Annotated in this window: 18 protein-coding genes and 1 pseudogene; 15 read left to right on the top strand and 4 right to left on the bottom strand. The window is 43.5% G+C overall.

Going from position 1 to position 21,593, the window contains the following annotated elements:
• Window positions 1-468: pseudogene (locus E0485_RS20575) on the top strand (3-hydroxy-5-phosphonooxypentane-2,4-dione thiolase LsrF); the annotation flags it as partial.
• Between the two features lie 89 nt (window positions 469-557).
• On the opposite strand, the gene E0485_RS20570 reads toward E0485_RS20575, so the two are convergent.
• Both E0485_RS20570 and E0485_RS20565 read right to left on the bottom strand, forming a co-directional pair.
• The gene (locus E0485_RS20570; protein ID WP_132419954.1) at window positions 558-1,379 is read right to left on the bottom strand and encodes a DUF2785 domain-containing protein; all 822 of its coding nucleotides are present in this window, start codon (window positions 1,377-1,379) and stop codon (window positions 558-560) included.
• Window positions 1,380-1,875: 496 nt separating this feature from the next.
• Window positions 1,876-2,859, bottom strand: coding sequence for a glycoside hydrolase family 43 protein (locus E0485_RS20565; RefSeq protein WP_407944865.1), 984 nt, complete (start codon window positions 2,857-2,859; stop codon window positions 1,876-1,878).
• Window positions 2,860-2,997: 138 nt separating this feature from the next.
• Here E0485_RS20565 and E0485_RS20560 point away from each other — a divergent pair, with 138 nt between their 5' ends.
• From E0485_RS20560 to xylB, 8 genes are all read left to right on the top strand, one after another.
• Window positions 2,998-4,809: a sensor histidine kinase gene (locus tag E0485_RS20560; RefSeq protein WP_132419953.1), complete on the top strand. Its 1,812-nt coding sequence runs from the start codon at window positions 2,998-3,000 to the stop codon at window positions 4,807-4,809.
• Window positions 4,787-5,575: a response regulator transcription factor gene (locus E0485_RS20555; protein WP_132419952.1), complete on the top strand. Its 789-nt coding sequence runs from the start codon at window positions 4,787-4,789 to the stop codon at window positions 5,573-5,575. The genes E0485_RS20560 and E0485_RS20555 overlap by 23 nt, the downstream gene beginning before the upstream one ends.
• A 110-nt stretch (window positions 5,576-5,685) precedes the next feature.
• Window positions 5,686-7,095 (top strand): ABC transporter substrate-binding protein, encoded by a 1,410-nt coding sequence (locus E0485_RS20550; RefSeq protein WP_132419951.1) that lies wholly within the window; start codon window positions 5,686-5,688, stop codon window positions 7,093-7,095.
• Window positions 7,096-7,157: 62 nt separating this feature from the next.
• Window positions 7,158-8,126, top strand: a complete 969-nt coding sequence (locus E0485_RS20545; protein ID WP_132419950.1) for a carbohydrate ABC transporter permease — start codon at window positions 7,158-7,160, stop codon at window positions 8,124-8,126.
• 3 nt (window positions 8,127-8,129) lie between these two features.
• Entirely contained in the window at window positions 8,130-8,984 is an 855-nt protein-coding gene (locus E0485_RS20540) for a carbohydrate ABC transporter permease (protein WP_132419949.1), read from the top strand.
• 64 nt (window positions 8,985-9,048) lie between these two features.
• Window positions 9,049-10,362: an extracellular solute-binding protein gene (locus E0485_RS20535; protein WP_132419948.1), complete on the top strand. Its 1,314-nt coding sequence runs from the start codon at window positions 9,049-9,051 to the stop codon at window positions 10,360-10,362.
• Window positions 10,363-10,412: 50 nt separating this feature from the next.
• Window positions 10,413-11,726 carry a xylose isomerase gene (gene xylA, locus E0485_RS20530; protein ID WP_132419947.1) on the top strand — a complete coding sequence of 438 codons (1,314 nt, stop codon included), beginning with the start codon at window positions 10,413-10,415 and terminating at the stop codon, window positions 11,724-11,726.
• Between the two features lie 12 nt (window positions 11,727-11,738).
• Window positions 11,739-13,229: a xylulokinase gene (xylB, locus tag E0485_RS20525; RefSeq protein WP_132419946.1), complete on the top strand. Its 1,491-nt coding sequence runs from the start codon at window positions 11,739-11,741 to the stop codon at window positions 13,227-13,229.
• 94 nt (window positions 13,230-13,323) lie between these two features.
• On the opposite strand, the gene E0485_RS20520 is transcribed toward xylB, so the two are convergent.
• Together E0485_RS20520 and E0485_RS20515 are read right to left on the bottom strand one after the other, a co-directional pair.
• Window positions 13,324-14,121: a class I SAM-dependent methyltransferase gene (locus E0485_RS20520; protein WP_132419945.1), complete on the bottom strand. Its 798-nt coding sequence runs from the start codon at window positions 14,119-14,121 to the stop codon at window positions 13,324-13,326.
• Between the two features lie 137 nt (window positions 14,122-14,258).
• On the bottom strand, window positions 14,259-14,525 hold the full coding sequence (locus E0485_RS20515; RefSeq protein ID WP_132419944.1) for a CD3324 family protein: 267 nt from the start codon (window positions 14,523-14,525) through the stop codon (window positions 14,259-14,261).
• Between the two features lie 384 nt (window positions 14,526-14,909).
• Between E0485_RS20515 and E0485_RS20510 the strand changes: the two genes are divergently transcribed.
• From E0485_RS20510 to E0485_RS20485, 6 genes are all read left to right on the top strand, one after another.
• Window positions 14,910-15,704 carry a MerR family transcriptional regulator gene (locus E0485_RS20510; RefSeq protein WP_132419943.1) on the top strand — a complete coding sequence of 265 codons (795 nt, stop codon included), beginning with the start codon at window positions 14,910-14,912 and terminating at the stop codon, window positions 15,702-15,704.
• A 109-nt stretch (window positions 15,705-15,813) separates the two neighbouring features.
• A complete protein-coding gene (locus E0485_RS20505) occupies window positions 15,814-16,614 on the top strand; it encodes a CPBP family intramembrane glutamic endopeptidase (protein ID WP_132419942.1) in 801 nt (266 codons plus the stop codon).
• Between the two features lie 46 nt (window positions 16,615-16,660).
• A complete protein-coding gene (gene pxpB / locus E0485_RS20500; RefSeq protein ID WP_132419941.1) occupies window positions 16,661-17,392 on the top strand; it encodes a 5-oxoprolinase subunit PxpB in 732 nt (243 codons plus the stop codon).
• Window positions 17,389-18,396: a 5-oxoprolinase subunit C family protein gene (locus E0485_RS20495; RefSeq protein WP_132419940.1), complete on the top strand. Its 1,008-nt coding sequence runs from the start codon at window positions 17,389-17,391 to the stop codon at window positions 18,394-18,396. Before pxpB ends, E0485_RS20495 begins: the two co-directional genes overlap by 4 nt.
• Before the next feature lie 4 nt (window positions 18,397-18,400).
• Entirely contained in the window at window positions 18,401-19,162 is a 762-nt protein-coding gene (locus E0485_RS20490) for a LamB/YcsF family protein (RefSeq protein WP_132419939.1), read from the top strand.
• Window positions 19,163-19,949: 787 nt separating this feature from the next.
• A complete protein-coding gene (locus tag E0485_RS20485) occupies window positions 19,950-21,434 on the top strand; it encodes an Lsa family ABC-F type ribosomal protection protein (protein WP_132419938.1) in 1,485 nt (494 codons plus the stop codon).
• Window positions 21,435-21,593 lie beyond the last annotated feature (159 nt).

Below are 21,593 nucleotides of genomic sequence, written 5' to 3'. Positions count from 1 at the left end.
GATTGTTTAGCAGTCCAAACATTTGTAGGGGCAGAGGGTCAATTATCCAGCTTAAAAAACTTATCCGATATGGTGAATCTCGGAAGTCGTTACAGTATTCCTACAATGGGTGTAATTGCAGTAGGTAAGGAAATGGAACGAACTGATCGGTTTTTCAAGCTAGCTACTAGAATCGTAGCAGAATTAGGAGCGAATATTATCAAATCCTATTACTGTGATAATTTTGAAGAGGTCGTTGCAGCATGTCCTGTTCCAATTGTAGTTGCTGGTGGGAAGAAGCTTCCTGAAAATGAAGCCATGACTCTTGCTTATAAGGCTATCTCAGGTGGGGCAAAGGGATTAGATATGGGCAGAAATATTTTTCAAAGTCAGCATCCGATGGAAATGGCCCGCAGTATTGGGAAAATCGTTCATGAGGGCTTCACCGATAAAGAAGCGTTTGAGTTCTATAATGATCTAATTCATTAATTATAATAGACAAAGGGGCTATCCATCTGAACCCCTGCAAAACAAATTTACTACAAGTGAGGGAGCTTTTTCCCTCACTTTTTTATTTATTAGGAATAGTATACTTTTTCTATTTTATATAATGTGTGCTCGATAGTTGGGCAGAGATCGGCATCTACTTTGTAAAATTTAAATCGGAAGTATAAACTTTTCAAAAAATTCTTTATATTATTCTTTTGCTTAAAGGCAGGAAGAAATTCTGAACTTTTTTCCACATCACCAAAACTTTGAATCCATTGCCCTACATAAGTCTGACTAAGTATTTTTCTATTTAAAATACTAATTATGGCATTTACCATTCTCTCATCTTCCCCATCGGAGTAAATTCGTTCGGTTATGGTTATCTTTTCGTAAACCAAATCGAGGATGGTTAAAAGGTCATTTTTATCCAGTTCGGAACATAGAGCCAAATCGTCTAAAGCATCTGCTGCATGGGCTATGGCATGAGCCCAGCCTTTTTCTTCGTCATACCCACGGTAATCTCGCTCTTCTTGTACATTGTAAAATACCTTCTCTTTTATCTGATGAATCTGCTCTCTTGTGATAAATGGTGATTCTCTATGCTTTATGAGTAGGAGTGGTATGACTAGCATAGAAAATGATCGAGTGAAGACAGAGTCTGTATTTGTTTCACCAAGCTTAAAAAGCAAATGGTTATTATCCAAAACAACTGGTACAAGTTGTTCTAGTTCGTTTGCAGTTAGAGAATTACCAGGAATCCAATGTGATAAGGTTGTATAAATGAGCTCATCACGTAGCTCAGCATCCAAAGAACCGATGTTATTTATCATTTCTTGTATCAACTGGTATGTATCGGGAGGTGCTTGGTAGCCATTTTCTTTTATTAATATCAATTTTTCTTTTAAATTCATTTTATACGCTCCTACTAGAAATTTTCCGAACTGACTTCTTTAAGGGTTTCTACTGACTATGAGACTTTTTGATTCAATAATTTAAATATATCAAATTTTTATATTATTAAGGAAATTATTTGATTTCAAGGGGTTTCTTTCCTAATGAATTGAGCTTGCAGGTAGCGCATCTATAGGGGAATTCGAAGGAGGGCTTTCGTGTGGTTTTCTACAGAAGTAATTGCTGAAGTAACATCAAAAATCATTAATAACATTAACAATAATTGAAGAGCGGAATTTGAAGTTCTAGGTTATAATACCACTAAGAAGTATGCATGATGGAAGAACTTAATAAGCAAGTATAGCAGTTTATCTAGAGTTATTTAACAGAATATTCAAACTTCATGAGATAAGCTGCCTCGATCCAGAATCAGCTGAAAACATCCCCACCACCTAACCGCTTCGTGGCTGTCGACATCGTCACCTTAAGGTGGGGGGACATTGTTCTCAACATCACTCATCTGTACGGATCGATCGTTTGAATCGTGCCGTCGGCATTGTATTTCAGCTCCGTAAACTTGACGCATCGTTTGTTGTCGGCACCACTGGATAAGGAGCTGTCGTGATAGAACAAATACCATTTGTCTTGGAAGTTGACAATCGAATGGTGAGTCGTCCAACCAATCACTGGAGTCAGAATCGTTCCTTGGAAGGTAAATGGTCCGTAAGGATTGTCGCCGATGGCGTAGACGAGCTTATGCGTGGTGCCCGTCGAATACGAGAGATAGTACTTACCATTGTACTTGTGCATCCACGGACCTTCAAAATATCGTCTGTCCTCGTCGCCTGCCAAAAGAGGTCGACCGGATGGATCGACAATCGAAATTTCATGTGGTGTTTCTTTGAACCTCAGCATGTCGTCGCTTAGCTCGGCCACTCGCGGACCTAAGGCAGGTGCATCGGGAGCCAGCTCTACAGCATCCGTGACGAACTCCCCGGTTTGCCATTTCTCAAGTTGTCCGCCCCATAAGCCGCCGAAATACATATAGGCCCTGTCTCCTTCGACAAACACGGCAGGGTCAATGCTGAAGCTGCCAGGAATATAGCTTGGCTGCGGTATGAACGGGCCGACCGGTGTTGAGCTGGTTGCTACACCGATACGGAAGATGTAGTCGTGATCGCGAGCGGGGAAGAACAGATAGTAGGTATTGTTCTTGTAAGCCACGTCCGGTGCCCACAACTGCTGCTTGACCCATGGAATATCGCGCAGGTGAAGCGCCTCGCCGTGGTCGATACAAGGGGAGTTCTCGTCCTCCATCGACAGAACATGGTAGTCCTCCATGTCATATTGATCGCCATTGTCATTCGATATCTGCTCATGATCAAGGTCGTGTGACGGATAAATGTACAGCTTGCCCTCGAATACGTGTGCCGAAGGATCGGCGGTATAAATATGGGTTACAAGTGGTTCATTGTGCTTAACCGGCTTTATCAATGTCATACCATCCCCTATGAAATGAATCGTGTTCACACCTATTTTAGCAGACACACCATGGTGTTCGTCAGTCTAGTAAAGTTATGAATAATACCAATATATTTAGTTGTTGCCTAATAAAGCGAGGAATGGGTGTATGTGAGAATGTGGGCGGATCGACTCATCAATCTGCGAGAGATCAACACGCTGAGAAATCAAATTTTCGTCGGCTTTACGCTAACGATGATCCTGGTGCTTACCTTTGCAGGCGCGTTTATCTATGAGAAAGTATCTGTGCTCCTTAAAGAAAGCGCGGAAAAGCATATTCAGCAAACAGCGATTCAAGCTAACGGGAGGCTGGATGTGCTGTTGAAGCAAATCGATTCGCTGACGACTCAGGTGGTTGCGGACTCCTACGTCCAGAAGCTGCTGTTGAAAGAAGTACAGGGGATCCCGTCCAACTTTAATGAGCGCCAGTCGCTACTGCAAATCGCCAACAATTATATGGCATACTCCTCCGGTATAAGCTCGCTTGAGCTATACAGATTAGATAACAGACGATTGTTTCCTCTCGATGATTCTGGTACTAAACGCATATCCGAGAATGCGCTTGCGGCAGCGGATGAAAAGAAAGGACGCATTGCCTGGATAGGTATTGATCCGCGTATGCCGGATACGGTGCTCGCGATCCGCCGCATCAATCTAGTGGACAACTCCTACTTGCCTGGCGGATACTTAGTCATTCATGTCAACCGTGAATACTTCGATATGTATGGGCCGGGGGTCAAGAACGATCCTGCCAGAAGTAGGGAGCTTATGCTGCTCAGCGACAGCGAAGGTAACCCGATTATATCGGATATTGACGACGAGGCGGCGCAGGCGGTGCTTGCGCAAACAGGAAGCACCGTTACTATCGAGCAGGAGCGGATGCTCGCCGTCAGGCAGCATTCCGAAGTGGCAGGTTGGGAGCTCGTGTTGCTGATGCCGGTCGAAGCGGCGACAGAAGGGATTTCCGTATTGCGAACGGCCCTTTACGTGTCCATCGGCATAGCTGCGTTTGCTTTTCTGCTATTAACGCTGCTGCTGTCTACAATGATAACAAGACCCATTCAGCAGTTGATGAGAAGCATGCGAGGTGCCAGATTTGGTGGGCTGAGGCTGATTCCTGCCGGTCGTAACCATTTTCGAACACTGGAAATCAACGAACTGAATAACACTTATAACAAGATGGTTACCCATATGAACGAGCTGATTCAAGTCGTCTATGAAAAGGAAATTACGCAGAGCCGTACAGAGCTTAAGGCGCTGCAAGCACAGATCAATCCTCATTTCCTGTTCAACACGCTGGAGGCATTCTACTGGTCGCTGGAGGAAAAAGAGGAGAGCGAACTTGCTCAAACGATCCTTGCCATGTCCGGACTGTTCCGCTACGTCATTGGTAGCGCACCTGGCAACGATGAACGGGTAACCATTCGAGATGAACTTGAGCACGCGCAGCGCTATTTACAAATTATGAAGATGCGCCTGATTGATCGGCTGCATTGGAATATTGACGCAAATGAAGAACTGTTGCAGGTGCCAATTCCTAAGCTGATCATTCAACCGCTCGTGGAGAACGCGATTCTGCATGGTGTGGAGAGTCGCATTAGTCCGGGCTCAGTCACGATCCGCGTATTTTCAAACAAGCCAGGTTTTGCAACCATTGCCGTCATCGACGATGGGCTTGGCATGGACCAAGAGGCACTGAACAAGCTCATGCAAAGCATCGAGGGTGTAACTTCACATGATCCCAAGAAGGGAGCGGGGGTTGCCATGTCCAACGTTCAACGGCGCCTCAAACTGTATTATCCGAGCACGGCAGAACGTGGCAGCGGTTTACAAATTGAAAGCAAGGCTGGCGTAGGCACAATTGTAAGCTTTGAAATTACAATTCCTCAGGAGGGATTAAACTGTCTTGAAAACGATATTGATTGTTGACGATGAACCGCGCACGCGATTAGGAATACAGAAGACGCTCGTTGCCTGGTCGGCTGGCAGACATCGAATCGAGAGTGCCGCGAGCGGGGTTCAGGCTCTCGAATGGCTGGAAACGAATACAGCTCATATCATCATTACGGATGTACGGATGCCGGAAGTTGACGGTTTGCAGATGCTAGAGAGGCTGTCAATGTGGGGGCCGCTTCCCGTTGTCATTGTCATCTCTGGTTATGCCGAGTTCGAATATGCGAAGAAATCGTTGCAACTCGGTGTGTTTGAATATATTCTCAAGCCCCTGGATAAGTCAATATTGATTGATGCAGTGCAAAGAGCATTTGAGCTTGATAGCGGTAGGGAGCGACTTGATGCGATGGAGAAACTTGTCGATCGGAAGCTGCTTGAAGTTGGCCGTGATGAAGCACGGTACGCCACCGCGATCAAAGATGCAATCAGCTATATCTACGCCCATCTGCACGAACCGATCAGCATGAAGCAGGTAGCGGAGCTGCTGCACCTGAACGCGAGCTATTTCAGCGTGCTGTTCAAGGAACAGACAGGTGTCACATTTAGCGACTATTTGACACGCAGAAGATTGCAAAAAGCGAAGGAGCTATTAGTCACTACCAGAATACCGATCTGGGAAATTGCCGAGAAAGTCGGATATCAAACGGATAAATATTTTATTAAAGTGTTTAAAGATAATGAGGGAACAAGCCCTAGTCAGTATCGTCATCAGGTGCTGGATACCGAACAATCAATCCAATAATAATGGAATTTCTCCCAATGGACAGTTCCTTATGCGTTTACATTACCAACACTATAATTATGGTAGCGGTTACAAAGTAACTGTAAGCGTATAAAAGGGAGGTCAAATGCATGAAACGCTTTTTAACTGTAACCTTAGCAATTATGATGTTAACCTCTGTGTTCACCGCGTGTAGCGGGAACTCGACCAGTAACGCAGGCTCAAGTACAAGCCCAAGCACAAACCCGAGTACGCCGAGCAGCAGCACAGAACCTTCGCCGAACAACACCCCGAAGGAGAAAGTAACCATCAATCTGTGGAGCTTCACGGATGAAATTCCGAACATGACGACCAAGTATCTTCAAGTTCATCCTGAGGCGAATGTTGAGTTCAAAACTACAATTATTGCAACCACAGATGGCGCTTATCAGCCTGCTCTCGATCAGGCGCTCGCTGGCGGAGGCAAGGATGCCCCGGATATCTATGCAGCAGAATCAGCCTTCGTCCTCAAGTACACACAAGGGGATGCTTCCGGCTATGCTGCCAATTACGCTGATTTGGGCCTCAGTGATCAAATGGTAAAGGATGCTGGCATCGCCCAATACTCGGTTGACATTGGAAGCAAGAATGGTGAGTTGAAAGGTCTAGCTTATCAAGCGACCGGTGGTGCTTTCATTTATCGCCGCTCGATTGCCAAAGATGTTTTTGGAACTGACGATCCTGCAACCATTAAGAATGCAATTGGTCCTGGCTGGGATAAGTTCTTCGATACGGCTGCAAAGCTGAAGGATAAGGGTTACGGCATCGTATCCGGTGATGGGGATATTTGGCACGCGATCGAGAACAGTTCTGACAAGGGCTGGCTTGAAGACGGCAAGCTTGTAATCGATCCGAAGCGCGAACAGTTCATTGATTTCTCTAAAAAGTTGAAAGACAATGGCTATCATAATGACACACAAGACTGGCAAGAAGCTTGGTTTGCGGATATGTCCGGCTCAGGCAAACAACCAATCTTCGGATTCTTCGGCCCAGCTTGGTTTATTAACTACGTGATGAAAGATCAAGTTAAAGATACGAACGGTGATTGGGCTGCTACGGAACCGACAACCGGTTTCTTCTGGGGCGGCACTTGGATCCTCGCGAATAAAGATGCGGCTAAGAACGATGCTAAAAAGCAAGCCGTTGCTGATTTCATCAAGTGGGTCACGCTTGATACTTCTGATACAGGCCTCCAATATTATTGGGCTAACGGTACCATGAAGGATGGCGAGCAAGGCACGAAGGACACCGTTGCATCCTCAGTCGTAATGAGCAAATCTGACGGCAAAGTCGCGCTGCTAGGCGGACAGAATATGTTCGACGTATTCGTTCCGGCTAATGCCAACGCTACAGGCAAAAACCTCACTCAATACGACGAGTCGATTAACAGCTTATGGCGCGGACAGGTACGTGAGTATACCGCTGGTACCAAGAGCCGTGACAAGGCGATTGCGGATTTCAAGCAGCAAGTCAAGGATCAACTCGGAATTGAGAGTAAATAGGAAAGTAACAAAGGGGCGGGTAAATTTTCCCGTCCCTTATATCAATAGACGAGGTGGGAGCTATGCGTCGCAAGGGTGTCAGCTATTCGAAATATGGCTATATATTCAGTCTTCCATTTGTACTGGCGTTTCTGGTTTTCTCGTTATATCCCATTTTGTATACCGCGGTTATCGGTTTTACCGATTTGAAAGGATTAATCCCAAAGCCAATTCATATTTTGGATAATCCTTTTCAAAATTTTAAGGATCTCATCCTTCATAACGTCTCATTCGGAAAGTCGCTTCGCAATACCGCACTCCTTTGGATCATCAACTTCATTCCACAGATCTTGCTTGCGCTTTTGCTCACGGTCTGGTTCACAAATCGGCGCAATAAGGTAAGGGGACAAGGTGCGTTCAAAGTGATGCTTTATATGCCGAATATCATCACGGCGAGCACAATCGCCGTACTTTTTAATGCCTTATTCTCTTACCCGATAGGTCCTATAAACAGTTTGTTTGAGATGCTGGGCTTAACTGACTCTCCGATTTATTTCTTGCAGGATAAGAATACTGCAAGAGGTATCGTATCGTTCATCCAATTCTGGATGTGGTATGGAAACACAATGCTTATCCTTATTGCAGGTGTTATGGGCATCAATCCCGCACTATTTGAGTCTGCGGCCATTGACGGTGCCAGCACGTTCCAAACCTTCTTCCGCGTCACGCTGCCAAGTCTTAAAACGATCATGCTCTACACGTTGATTACATCGATGATCGGTGGCTTGCAGATGTTCGATATCCCACAACTGTTCCTCTACGGTGGACCGGATGACGCTACGCTTACCACATCAGTGTTCATATACGGGCAAGCGTTCAAGGGCAGTTATATGTACAATACTGCGGCGGCGGCGAGCATGATCATGTTTGTGATAGCGGCAGTACTGTCAGGACTGCTGTTCTACATCATGCGCGACCGTGATAAGGTAAAGCTGAAGAAAGCACAAAAGAAAATTAAAAAAGCTGCGCAAGCAGTGACAAGGGGGATGTGATTCATGGCGAAAATTCAAACAAGTGCTACAGGCTCTCTTAAAATCAATAGGATGATCATCTATATCGTCTGCATTTTCCTGTCGCTGCTCAGCATACTGCCGTTCTGGATCATGTTTGTCAACGCCACACGTTCAACGCCGGAAATCCAAAGCGGACTTTCTCTGCTGCCGTCGACACACATCATGACCAATCTGAACGTGCTGCTCAGTAAGAGCTTCGATCCGCTAAAAGGACTCTTCAACTCACTCATCATCTCGGGCTTCTCTACAATCTGTGCGGTCTATTTCTCGTCTCTAACTGCATATGCGCTTGTCGTATATAACTGGAAGATGCGTCAGCCTTTCTTTACATTTATCATGTGCGTGATGATGATTCCAGCACAGGCAAGTGCCATCGGATTTTACCAGTTCATGTATCAATTGCACTGGACAAACAGCTTCCTGCCACTGATTCTACCTTCCATTGCGGCGCCAACGATCGTGTTCTTCATGCGTCAATACTTGCTTGCCGCGTTGTCGATTGAAATGGTGGAGGCAGCACGCATTGACGGATCGGGTGAATTCTACACCTTCAACCGAATTGTCATACCGATCATGATACCAGCAATCGCAACACAAGCCATATTTGCCTTTGTGGCTAGTTGGAACAACCTGTTCATGCCGCTCATCCTGCTCACACAGAAGGATAAATATACGTTGCCGATCATGGTAAGCTTGCTAAAAGGTGATATTTACAAGACGGAGTTCGGTTCAATCTACTTGGGGCTCTCACTAACGGTGTTGCCACTGTTCGTGATATACTTTTTACTATCGAGGTATATTATTGCGGGCGTGGCGCTTGGCGGAGTGAAAGAGTAAGATCGGCACTCTGTCCAAAATACATCTTGCCGGATTGGCATGATAGTTGGTGGTGGATATGAGCATGCATACAAAAATTCGAGCGCTATTGGTACTAGTGGTTGGTCTGTTTCTTGTCATGTACGGTTGCAGAAGTTCGAACGATAATAATCATGTTCAGGACGCAGTAATGGGGGAAAAGGTGACGATCAACATGATGCATCTTTACCCAGAAACTGGTGCATCAGGCCAACACCAAATTGTGAACAAAATTATTAAAGAGTATCAAGCGGAGAATCCTAACGTTACCATTAAGCAAGAAGTGCTTGATAATGAGCGATACAAAGCCAAGATGAAAGTGCTCTCTACTGTCAACGAACTACCGGACGTTGGCATGACATGGGCAGCCGGATATCTTCAGCCATTCGTCGAAGGTAATCTGTTAACACCACTCGATGAGCTGTTGCAAGGCGAGTTGCAGGGCTCGTTCGTTCCTGGAACTACAGAAGCGTATAACATCGGTGGCAAAACATATGCATTACCTCTCGAATTCAACATCGCTCCGGTTTACTACAATAAGAAAATATTCGCGCAATATGGTTTGCAGGTTCCAACGACTTACGATGATTTTCTGAAAATTGTGAAAACACTTGCAAGTAATGGCGTAGAGCCAATCGCGCTCGGCAACAAAGATCGTTGGACGGGTTCTCTTTGGTATATGTATATGGCTGATCGAATCGCGGGTACGGAGACGCTTGCAAACGCGATTAAGGGTATATCCTCCTTCACCGATACGGGTCTTGTCGAAGCGGCGAAGCGTGTTCAAGATCTGGTTGATATGAATGCTTTCAATAAAGGTTTTAACGGTTTATCGAATGACGAAGTTAAAGCGGAGCTTCTGAACAGTGGGGTTGCCATGTATATGATGGGTACATGGGAGCTTCCGAATTATACGACCAATCAGGACATTCCTCAGCAATTGCGTGACAACATCGGTTTCTTCAAATTCCCGACCGTGAGTGGTGGCAAGGGTAATATCGATAGTTGGGTAGGTGGTCCCGGCGTTGCTTTGTTCGTCGCTGAGAATTCGCCTGTAAAATCTGAAGCCAAAAAATTTGTGAAGTACTTCGTGAAGCGTTGGGGCGAAGAATCTGTAACTGGGGCGGGCGTTATCCCGGCTACAAAGGTGGACACGTCGAAGATCCAACTTCCGCAACTCTACATTGACCTGCTCAATGAAGTGAATAAGGCCACGAGCATTACACTGTTTACCGACGTACAAATGGCACCAGGTGCTGCCGAAGTTCACCTGAACCAAATCCAGGCGCTATTCGGCAAAGAAATCACACCAGATGAATTCGCCAAAGCACATGATGCGGCAATCAAGACGGGCAAATAAGCCGTGTATAACAGAATTGTAAATACTTTTTTGGAAAGAAGGAATCAATAATGGTTTATTTCCCAACAGTCGATAAGATTCATTATGAGGGAAGAAAAACAAAGAATCCGTTCTCTTTTAGATATTACAATAAATCAGAGATCGTTCTCGGTAAAAGCATGGAGGAACATCTTCGCTTCGCCGTTGCCTATTGGCATACGCTGACTGGAGGAGGAAGTGATCCATTCGGAAGCGAAACTGCCATTCGCCCTTGGAGCCATTTTACGGGAATGGATTTGGCAAAAGCACGTTTAGAGGCAGCTTTTGAGTTTTTTGAGAAAATCGATGTTCCGTATTTTTGCTTTCATGATCGTGATATTGCGCCTGAAGGCAGCACGCTAAAAGAAACGAACCAAAATCTCGATATCATCGTGGCTCTAGTAAAAGAGCAGATGCAAGCATCTGGCGTTAAACTGCTTTGGAACACGGCGAACATGTTTACAAACCCCCGATTCGTACACGGGGCGGTGACAACTTCGGAGGCAGGTGTCTACGCATATGCAGCGGCACAGGTAAAGAAAGGGCTTGAAACCGCAGCTCTACTCGGATCGGAAAATTATGTTTTCTGGGGCGGACGCGAGGGATACGAATCACTCCTGAATACGGATTTGGAGTTGGAACTGGATAATTTGGCGAGATTCTATCATATGGCCATTGCTTATGCGAAGGAAATCGGCTATACAGGGCAATTTTTGATTGAGCCGAAACCGAAGGAGCCGAGCAAGCATCAGTACGATTTTGATGCGGCAACGACGATTGCTTTTTTACAGAAATATGGTCTACAGGATCATTTCAAGCTGAATCTTGAAGCGAACCATGCGACTCTTGCAGGACATACATTCGAGCATGAACTACGTGTCGCAAGGATGCATGGCATGCTAGGTTCCATCGATGCGAACCAAGGAGACCTATTACTAGGGTGGGATACGGACGAATTTCCGACAGATTTATATGCGGTTACGCTGGCCATGTACGAGATTCTAAAGAATGGTGGACTTGGCTCGGGTGGTGTCAACTTTGACGCGAAGGTCAGAAGATCGTCGTTTGAACCAGAGGACTTATTCCATGCGCATATAGCGGGAATGGATTCTTTTGCAAAGGGACTAAAGGTGGCAGTGAAATTAATCGAGGATCGTTTCTTTGAGAATATCATCGAGGATCGTTATAGCAGCTTCAAGTCTGGCATCGGCATGGATATTAGGACGGGAAAAGCAACATTTCAGCAATTGGAGGCCTACACGCTAGGTAATCAAGAGAAAATCAATAAGTCAGGCAAGATTGAGTGGATCAAGTCACAGTTAAATGAGTACATATTCTCAGAATGATAGGAGACGGGTATGAAATATGTGATTGGCATTGACTTGGGAACCGGGTCTGTAAAAGCTCTCCTTGTCAATCAAGAAGGTCAAGTATGCGGTGAAGTATCGAAGTCCTATTCGTTACACCACAAACAACCGGGCTACAGTGAGCAAGATCCGGAGGATTGGTACGAACAAACGATAAATAGTTTGCACGAACTAATGCAACATTCCAACGTGGATCCCCAAGATATCGAAGGAATCAGCTTTTCAGGTCAGATGCATGGACTCGTTCTGCTGGATGATGATGGTCAAGTGCTTAGGCCTGCGATTTTGTGGAATGACACACGTACCACACAGCAGTGCCGAAGGATCATGAACACACTCGGAACCAAACTAATTAAAATTAGCAAAAATACAGCGCTGGAAGGGTTTACCCTTCCCAAAATCCTTTGGGTACAGGAGCATGAGCCTGAAATTTATCATAGGACTTCCTGCTTTCTGACGCCTAAAGATTATTTGCGCTATCGTTTAACCGGACATCTTCATATGGACGTTACCGATGCGGCAGGAACACTGCTTTTGGATGTGGCTCGCAAAGAATGGAGTAAGGATATTTGCGAAGCTTTCGGTATCGATATGAAGCTCTGCCCTTCTCTTGTAGAATCGCTTGATTACGTTGGGGAATTGCTGCCAGAAGTTACGAGTCGGACCCATCTAAGTTCAGATACGAAGGTGTTTGCGGGAGGAGCCGATAACGCGTGTGGTGCAGTAGGGGCAGGAATTTTGAGCAATGGCGATGCTTTATGCAGCATAGGGACGTCAGGCGTGATCTTGTCCTATGATGAGGGGATTAAGGATTTAGAAGGCAGGTTGCATTTCTTTAATCATTCCGATCCTAGTAGTTACTACACGATGGGAGTCACACTTGCAGCGGGATATAGCTTGGATTGGTTAAAGAAAACGGTTGCCCCTGAAGAATCCTATGAACACTTCATGTCGGAGGTTTCCAAGGTGTCTGCCGGATCTGGCGGCTTGCTTTTTACACCTTATCTGGTCGGTGAAAGAACACCTCATGCTGATTCGATGATCCGTGGCAGCTTTATTGGTCTGGACGGATCGCATCGTAGAGAACATTTAATTCGTGCTGTCATGGAGGGAATCACTTTTTCCCTGAATGAGTCTCTGGTAATGCTGCATGAAATGGGAACAGAAGTGAATAGGATCGTTAGTATCGGTGGCGGTGCCAAAAGCGATGTCTGGCTGCAAATGCAAGCGGATATTTTCCAAGCACCTGTTGTTAAATTAAGTAATGAGCAAGGCCCAGCATTTGGTGCTGCGATGCTTGCAGCAGTCGGCAGCGGTTGGTTTGAAAATTTACATGCTTGCGCAGAAAGGTTTGTTAAATATGATCGGAGATTTGAACCTGATCCGGAGATTGCAAATACGTATCAAGGATTGTTCGGAATTTATCAATCGATATATGCGAGTACCAAAGGTTTGAGTGAACAGTTGCTTCTGTATAGATAATGGCTTTACATTCGATGATTAAATGTCCCGATGAATATCTTCGTCGGGACTTTTTTCAATTCGAAAGGAGAGAGGGCAAGTAAGGCTCCTTACGTTATTTAGTTGCTTTAATTGATAACCATTGAGGAAGAGCCGCCATGGGGTTAGAATGCCAGTTACATAAATGATCGAGTTTTTCTTTTGAGAGTGCGATTTCTCCAACTACTGATTCATCCACCCAAAATGAACCATCCTCTGCGTACATTTCTTCAATATGATTTATGAATAAACCTGATGTGATCATGGCATTCATGATATCCTGCATACGCCAGGTATATCTGGGTACATCTTCGATGATAATTGGGCCTGTCGCATGATAGGGTTTAACTACTGTGATTTTCTCTGTATTACTTCCGAATGGACGGTTAAAAGGATGAATCTCGTACATGAGATAAATCCCATTAACTTTAAGAATGCGGTGAATATTTCGATACATTGAACATAAATCATGAATCCATACATGAACACCATTTGAGGTATAAACAAAGTCATATTCACTACTTTTAATTTTGCTTAACTCCATTGTATCATCGCAGATGAACTCAATATCCCAACCGTGTTTCTTAGCGATTGTAGCACTATGCTCCAATTGTCGTTCCGAAATATCGACGGAGGTTACGGATGCCCCCATCAAATGTAGTGCGAACACAGCATGGTTATCCCCGCTTGAAGGCACACAAATTCGCTTCCCTTGCAAACTTGGAAATGCCTTTTTAAGCATAGTATAAGTAGTGTGATGAAATGCTGACTCGGGGTTGTTAATTACTTTTGAAATTGCCTGATCCGTTCTATATTTTGGATACCACGTTTCGGACCATTCATTCCAAATTCTCTTCACTTTATGATTATCCATTCCTTGAACCTCCTGTAATTTGATATATTAAGTATAATAAGGTTCGCAGCTTAAGATTGGATAATCATTGACTTGGAATCATATTTTACACAAAAAAAAGTCACATCCAGATCATTCCGATGTGACTTGTCATCAACTTATTTTTTAGAATAAAGGATTTTTTTAATACTGTGGCGTGAGAGATAGAATAGATCTGAAAGCTCATCAATAGAGGCACCCATTGAAAACCTTTGACGGATCTCTTCATTTCGGGTGTTCAAATATTCTCTAGTCCCTGAGCTTTGCCCCCACTTCTTACGCCATTCTTCAGGTGTTGGAATATATATGACCCCGCCATGCACATATTTTTGTATTTCTTTCAATATATGTTGCGGCAGGATGTTCTCAGCGTTTAAATATTTCATTATAGCTCTGCTCCTAAAAAATTTTAGAGTTTTAAGGTAGCAAAGTCTATACTACAAACAGTTACCGAATCTTTAAATTTTATGACGGCACTTTATTTCTTAGCTCCATACAAACCGCCGTTGTTCAAAGTATAGACTTTGCATGGAGCCAAACTACATCATTTAGAGTTTGTACGAAATGAATCTTCTTCAGCAAAATTCAACCCCTCCTTTTATGGATTCGAGATAGTTTCATTTATAAATATTCGATAAAGCTACATGATATCCTTTGTATGAGGATGAACGGATAGATTTGATTCGACTTCTTGTTAACTCAGATCCTTTTTTTAACGAGACTGCATGAAATATCATAATGAAAATGCAGCAATGATAGAGGAGAGTACAATGTACACAATTGGACAAGTTGCTAAATTTTTAGGTGTATCTAGAGATACCTTGAAATTTTATGAAGATAAGGAATTAGTAAAGCCTAATCAAGATATCGAGAATGGGTATAGAAAATATAGTCATTTTGATATATATGATATAACAACAGTAAATTTTTATAGAGAAATGGATATTGAAATTAAAAAAATTCAGGAATTAAGAAAAAGTAAGAGTATAGAGGGGATACAATTATTATTAGAAGAGAAAGAGCAAGATGTTTTAGAGGAAATAGAATATAAAAAGCTTCTTCTAAAAAAACTTCAGATCGTAAAAGAAGATTGCGAGAAGATTAAACAATTCTTAGGAGAATACATAGTAAAGGAAATGGAACCTTTAGAAATAAAGGGACAAATAGAACATTTTACTGCGTACGATGAATATGAAACACTACAAAAGAATACAGACAGCTTAAAAAAAGCAGTTACCCTAACATCTTTGCGAAGAGTCATTAGTTTTAATGAAGAAGGAATTATAGAAGACAAGTTTATAATTGTAAGAAAAGTAGAAGACTTTGATAAAGAAATAGAAGGAGAAATTTTATCTCATTCAAAATGTATTTATACCGTTATTGAAAATGGAAGATGGTCAACTGGTGGCAAAAATATGGATGATTACGTGGGAGCTAGTTTAAGGAAAGTAGCATTAGAACAAGGGTATGAACTTTTGGGGCTAGTTTATGTAAATCTGTTACTTACCACTTATGAGGATGGACTTGAACGTGTATTCTTAGAAATTTATGCACCTATAAAATAATGCAGACATGTATTGACCTGTGAGTAACTCCTAGGTTTAAGCTGAGGGTATCAGTAAATATGAACATGATTATATTTACGAAATACTTAGTTTGAAGCGGGGATTATGCATGAATAGAGAAAAGAAACTAAAAAAACCTGTAGCAAGTTTTATATTATTAACCAATATTATTTTTTTGCCACTTTTCTTTCTTGTAGGAGCGGCACATATGCTAGGATTCCCAACATGGGTCGTTGATGTAATGTTCTGTATAACAGCTTGGTCCTCAACTATTGCTTTTGCTGTGTTGTTTAAAAAAATCTATCCTGGGCAGAGTTTTATACAATTTGTAAAAGAGAAATTCAAGCATAAACTTAAATTTTCTGTCATTTTTACTGCGATTACGATTCAAGCCCTCATATTTTTATTGATTTTGTTTATCGTATCTAATAATAGTGAAGTAGATTCTATTTTTACTGTTTCTTCATGGGGAATGCTGATTTATTTCTTTTTTAAAAACCTTTTGTCGGGGCCACTAGGAGAAGAACTAGGATGGAGAGGTTTCGCTCAAATTGAGCTTCAAAAGAAGCATTCACCATTAAAAGCATCGATAATCATTGGATTCTGGTGGGGTATTTGGCATCTACCCATATGGTTTACTACAGGGCTTGCGGGTATTGATTTTATCAAATATATACTATTCTTTATGATTGCAATCATGTCTACTAAGATCGTCATGACGGCTTTTTATAACTTAAATCAGAATTTAATCATTCCAATCATCATCCACCAATTCTTTAATTTTTTTATTGGCTTAATAAACGGAAACTTACTCGATTTAATCATGTATAACGCTATCTTTTATTTAGTTATAGCAGTTGTAATTATCATAATAAATCCGAAGAAAGTATTGTATGGGAACGTTAGATGAATAACATGGAGTATGTAACACATTCAATTTAGAACACTGAACATTAATGCAGGAGGCGGGCAAATTGCCTAACTATGAATTCTCTTTACTAGGGGATTCGGGTGTCGTAGTGAAACTGGGTGACAGCATTGATCAAGAGACACACAACAAGGTTGTGGCTCTTTCTGAATATCTTCAGATGCATCCTTTTCTCGGAATGGTAGAATTCGTTCCTGGCTTTACAACGGTAACCGTCTATTATGATCCCATCTTGTTCTTTGATCCTGCTAATGAAATCATGCCGTACGATCATGTACTTGCTTTTTTGAAGCAGCTATGTGAGTCTTTTTCAGAGAATGGAAATAAAACGAACAGACTCGTCGAAATACCGGTTTGCTATGGAGGAAGTTATGGACCAGATTTGGAGCTGGTCGCAAATCATAATGGTCTTAGCCCCGAGGAGGTCATTGCGATCCATTCGTCCACTGATTATTTGGTTTATATGATTGGCTTTGCCCCTGGCTTTCCGTATCTTGGCGGCATGGATGAGCGGCTTGCCACACCTCGCCGATCCTCGCCCCGTCTGTCTATTCCAATGGGGAGTGTAGGGATAGGGGGCCAGCAAACGGGTATTTATTCAATCGTCAGTCCGGGTGGATGGCAAATTATCGGAAGGACACCCCAGTGTTTATTTCGGCCAAATGACGACACACCGAGTCTCTTGTGTTCAGGGGATCAAGTTCGCTTCTATCCTATTTCCACAAAGGAATATGATGACTGGAAGAAGGTGTCCTTTTGAGTGTGGAGGTCATTACACCAGGATTAAATACAACTGTGCAAGACCTTGGCAGATATGGATATCAGCAGCAGGGTGTAAGTAGCTGCGGTGCAATGGATGATTTGGCTTTGCAAATGGCCAATCTGTTAGTCGGTAATTCGTCTGCCGATGCCGTGCTTGAGATCACTATGCAAGGGCCACATTTGTTATTCCTTCAAGATATGCTTATCGCAATCTGCGGTGGGGATTTCTCTCCAACGATTAATGGCAATCCGGTTTCATCAGATCGGACTGTATGGATCAGTAAAGGAAGTGTCCTTCAGTTTGGGTTTGTCAAACAAGGATGCCGGGCTTATCTTGCAGTTGCTGGTGGATGGGATGTGCCCATCGTCATGGGCAGTCGAAGCACAGATCTTAGGGCAGGCTTTGGAGGCTTTGAGGGTAGAAGGCTGAAGGCAGGAGATCATCTGAGGGCAAATCCCGATGGTCCATCAAGTCAAATGATTGCAGAACAATTGAGGAGTAGTGCATCACAGGTTTCTTTTTACCAAACGGATTGGTTTATATCGAGGGGCAATTTCTGGACATCGGATGAAACGGTCATACGAGTGATACGGGGAGATCAATTCGAGCAGTTCTCTGACGAAAGTCGTGACGCATTTTTTAGTCAAACTTTTCAAGTATCTCCTCAATCGGACAGGATGGGATATCGTTTATCAGGGCCGACATTATCGCTTATATCTCCTCAGGAACTGATCTCGGCTGCAGTTGCAGTCGGAACGATACAGGTGCCCCCAAACGGACAGCCAATCATTCTGATGGCAGATCGACAAACGATTGGTGGTTATCCCAAAATTGGCTATGTGGCAAGTGCTGATTTAGCTAAAGTTGCTCAATTCAGACCGGGACAAATGCTTCGATTTGAAGAAATATCGCCTCGTGAAGCCCAAAAGGCATTATATGAACGAAATTTGCTGCTAAGAAAGATCAAGCTGGGAATGGAAGTATACATGAGTGGGAGGTAAAAGGATGTTCGTAGACCTGAACTGCGATATGGGGGAAAGCTTCGGTGCCTACAAGCTCGGAAATGACAGGGAAATCATGAGATATGTCAGCTCGGCTAATATCGCTTGCGGCTTTCATGCAGGAGATCCGTCCGTAATGAAAAAAACTGTGCGAATGGCCTTGGAAAACGGAGTTGCACTTGGGGCACATCCTGGTCTGCCTGATTTGGTTGGTTTCGGGCGCAGAAATATGGAGATTTCTGCAGAAGAAGCATATGATCTTGTGGTCTACCAGATCGGAGCGCTGCAGGCTTTTGTTCAGGCAGAAGGAGGAGTCATGCAGCATATGAAGCCGCATGGGGCTCTGTACAATATGGCTGCCACACGCGCATCACTGGCTGAAGCGATAGCAGAAGCCGTATATCAAGTGAATCCCAATCTGATCTTGTATGGGCTAGCAGGCAGCGAGCTTATAACAGCTGGTGTTAAGCTTGGTCTGCGAACCGCACAAGAAGTGTTCGCTGATCGAACCTACCAGCAGGATGGAACGCTAACTTCCCGTAATCATCCCAATGCGATAATTACTAGCCAGGGAGAGGCAGTGTCTCAAGTTGTAAGGATGGTACAAGAGGGGAGTGTTCGATCTCTGCAAGGAACCGATGTGCCGATCACGGCAGACACGATTTGCATTCATGGAGATGGGACCAACGCATTGGAATTCGCTAAGCTTATCCATCAATCCTTAAGCACATCGAATGTTGCGGTTAGTGCGTTTTGGGATCGCTAGAGCCTTGATATCATTCGACTTTTCCGTTTAAAAATTAATTCGGAATATTCTTGATTGGTGCCCTTTAAAATTTATTCCTCGCTAGCGGTAACCAGCGATATCGGATGTATAAAATTAGACAATAGCCGGATCTCGATTATTTCTAACGGAAACTACGGCCGCTATTTCATTGAGAATTAAAGCAATGGAATTTTAACGGAGATGGATGCCTCTATTTGCGCTCAAATGACTTCTATTCTCCGTATTTTGGTCAAATAGGAGCTATAATTTCCGTTAGATTATGAAAGGAATGATTTTGATAGGATTAACTGCAGCTATTTCCTTTAGATAAATAAAAAAGGCCACAATCGACATGTATCCCATAAGGCTTCTCGGGCATCGCTCTGTTTTGGTGTATCCCCGTGTTTCCCGCTGGTTTTCGGGGGGTGTGTGACCACGGTTGTGTGGAATTGATTCCATATTTTCGGCTTAAAATCAATGGTGTCTTAAACAGAGAGTTAGTTGCGGTGAAATAGCGGGTATGTTAAGATTACGCTAAATACTGACGATAGGAGTTGAAGAGGATAATGTAAAATTTCTTGCTTACGTTTAAAGATTAAAACAAGTTCTGTTTGCTCTGTTTTATTCTTTATTGGCAAGAAAGTTACCTTATTCTTTTCACTCAAAAAATATATCCTAATCTAACTCTACGCAGGGTTGGATTTGTCTTATTATTTTGAGCTGTAAGAAAGGTCAACTTTCTTGCAGCTCTTTTTATTTTTTTTTGAGAACAAAGGAGGTCTCTGAAATGTCATTGATCAAGGTAACTAACCTGACGTTTGCCTATGACGGCAGTTACGACAACATTTTTGAGCATGTAAGTTTACAAATTGATACCAACTGGAAATTGGGCTTTACGGGGAGGAACGGTCGGGGCAAAACTACGTTTCTCAATCTGCTACTCGGCAGATATGAATACAGCGGAACGATTTCCTCTAACGTCAGTTTCGAGTATTTCCCGTTCCATGTCGAAGACAAGGAGAAGTATACATTCGATGTGGTCGCCGACATCTATCCCGACTATGAGCACTGGAAGCTCATGCGCGAGTTTTCGCTGCTGAAGTTGTCAGAAGATGTGTTGTACCGACCGTTCAACTTGTTGTCGAGTGGAGAACAAACGAAGGTGATGCTGGCGGTCTTATTTTTGAAGGAAAACAGCTTTTTGCTTATCGACGAGCCGACAAATCATCTGGATCTGCATGCTCGGGAGCTGGTAAGTGATTATTTGAACGACAAGAGCGGGTATATTCTGGTGTCACACGATCGGTCGTTTCTCGACAATTGTGTGGATCACATTATTTCGATCAATAAGACCAACATCGAAGTCCAGAAAGGAAATTTTTCAGACTGGTGGGAGAATAAACAACGACAGGACAATTTCGAACTGGCTGAGAACGATAAACTGAGGAAGGACATTAAGCGGCTGTCCGAATCGGCCAAGCGAACGAGCAACTGGTCGGACGAAGTAGAAAAAACAAAAAACGGCACCCGTAACTCCGGATCCAAGGTCGACAAAGGGTACATCGGTCACAAGGCCGCCAAAATGATGCAGAGGTCCAAGTCGATCGAGCAAAGACAGCACTCCGCGATCGAGGAAAGATCACAGCTTCTGAAAAACGTCGATAGCTCGGAAAGCTTGAAAATATCGCAGATGAATTATCATAAATCCCAATTGGTCGAGCTTGACCACGTTTCGATTCATTATGGCGAGAAGAACGTTTGCCAAGACATCAGCTTTACTGTCGAGCAAGGGGACCGCATCGTGCTCTCTGGTCCGAATGGTTCAGGCAAATCCAGTTTACTCAAACTGATTTGCGGCGAGGAGATACCTTATTCCGGCGTGTTTCGAATAGGGAGCCAGATGCAAATTTCCTACGTTTCACAAGATACCTCGCAGTTGTGTGGCAATTTGACGGAATTCGCTAGATCCAACGGCATTGAAGAAAGCTTATTCAAAGCGATTTTGAGAAAACTTGATTTTTCGCGCTTGCAATTCGAAAAGGACATCGCTTCTTTTAGCGGCGGTCAGAAGAAGAAGGTTCTGATTGCAAAAAGCCTCTGCGAACGCGCTCATTTGCATGTTTGGGACGAACCGCTCAATTTTATCGACGTCATTTCCAGGATGCAAATCGAAGAGCTGCTGCTGGAGCATTCGCCGACTATCCTTTTTGTGGAGCATGACAGCGAGTTTTGCAAACATATCGCAACAAAAATTGTTGAACTGAAAGTTTAATTCACTCTAGGAGGATGAAAGCGATGAGCATTGAGGTTGAGATTGTAGATGATTATGTGAATCGGTTCTTTCCGGTTGATCCGATTCACAAAAAATAAATCTGTTGCCGGAGGTTACCAATCTATCGACAGATGCACTAAAGTATAGACAAATCCTCAA

The organism is Paenibacillus albiflavus, from assembly GCF_004344915.1.
In the GTDB taxonomy this organism is placed as follows: Bacteria; Bacillota; Bacilli; order Paenibacillales; family NBRC-103111; genus Paenibacillus_AM; species Paenibacillus_AM albiflavus.
Note: the sequence above shows the minus strand (reverse complement) of the source record. Positions and strands in the feature narration are given on the sequence as shown.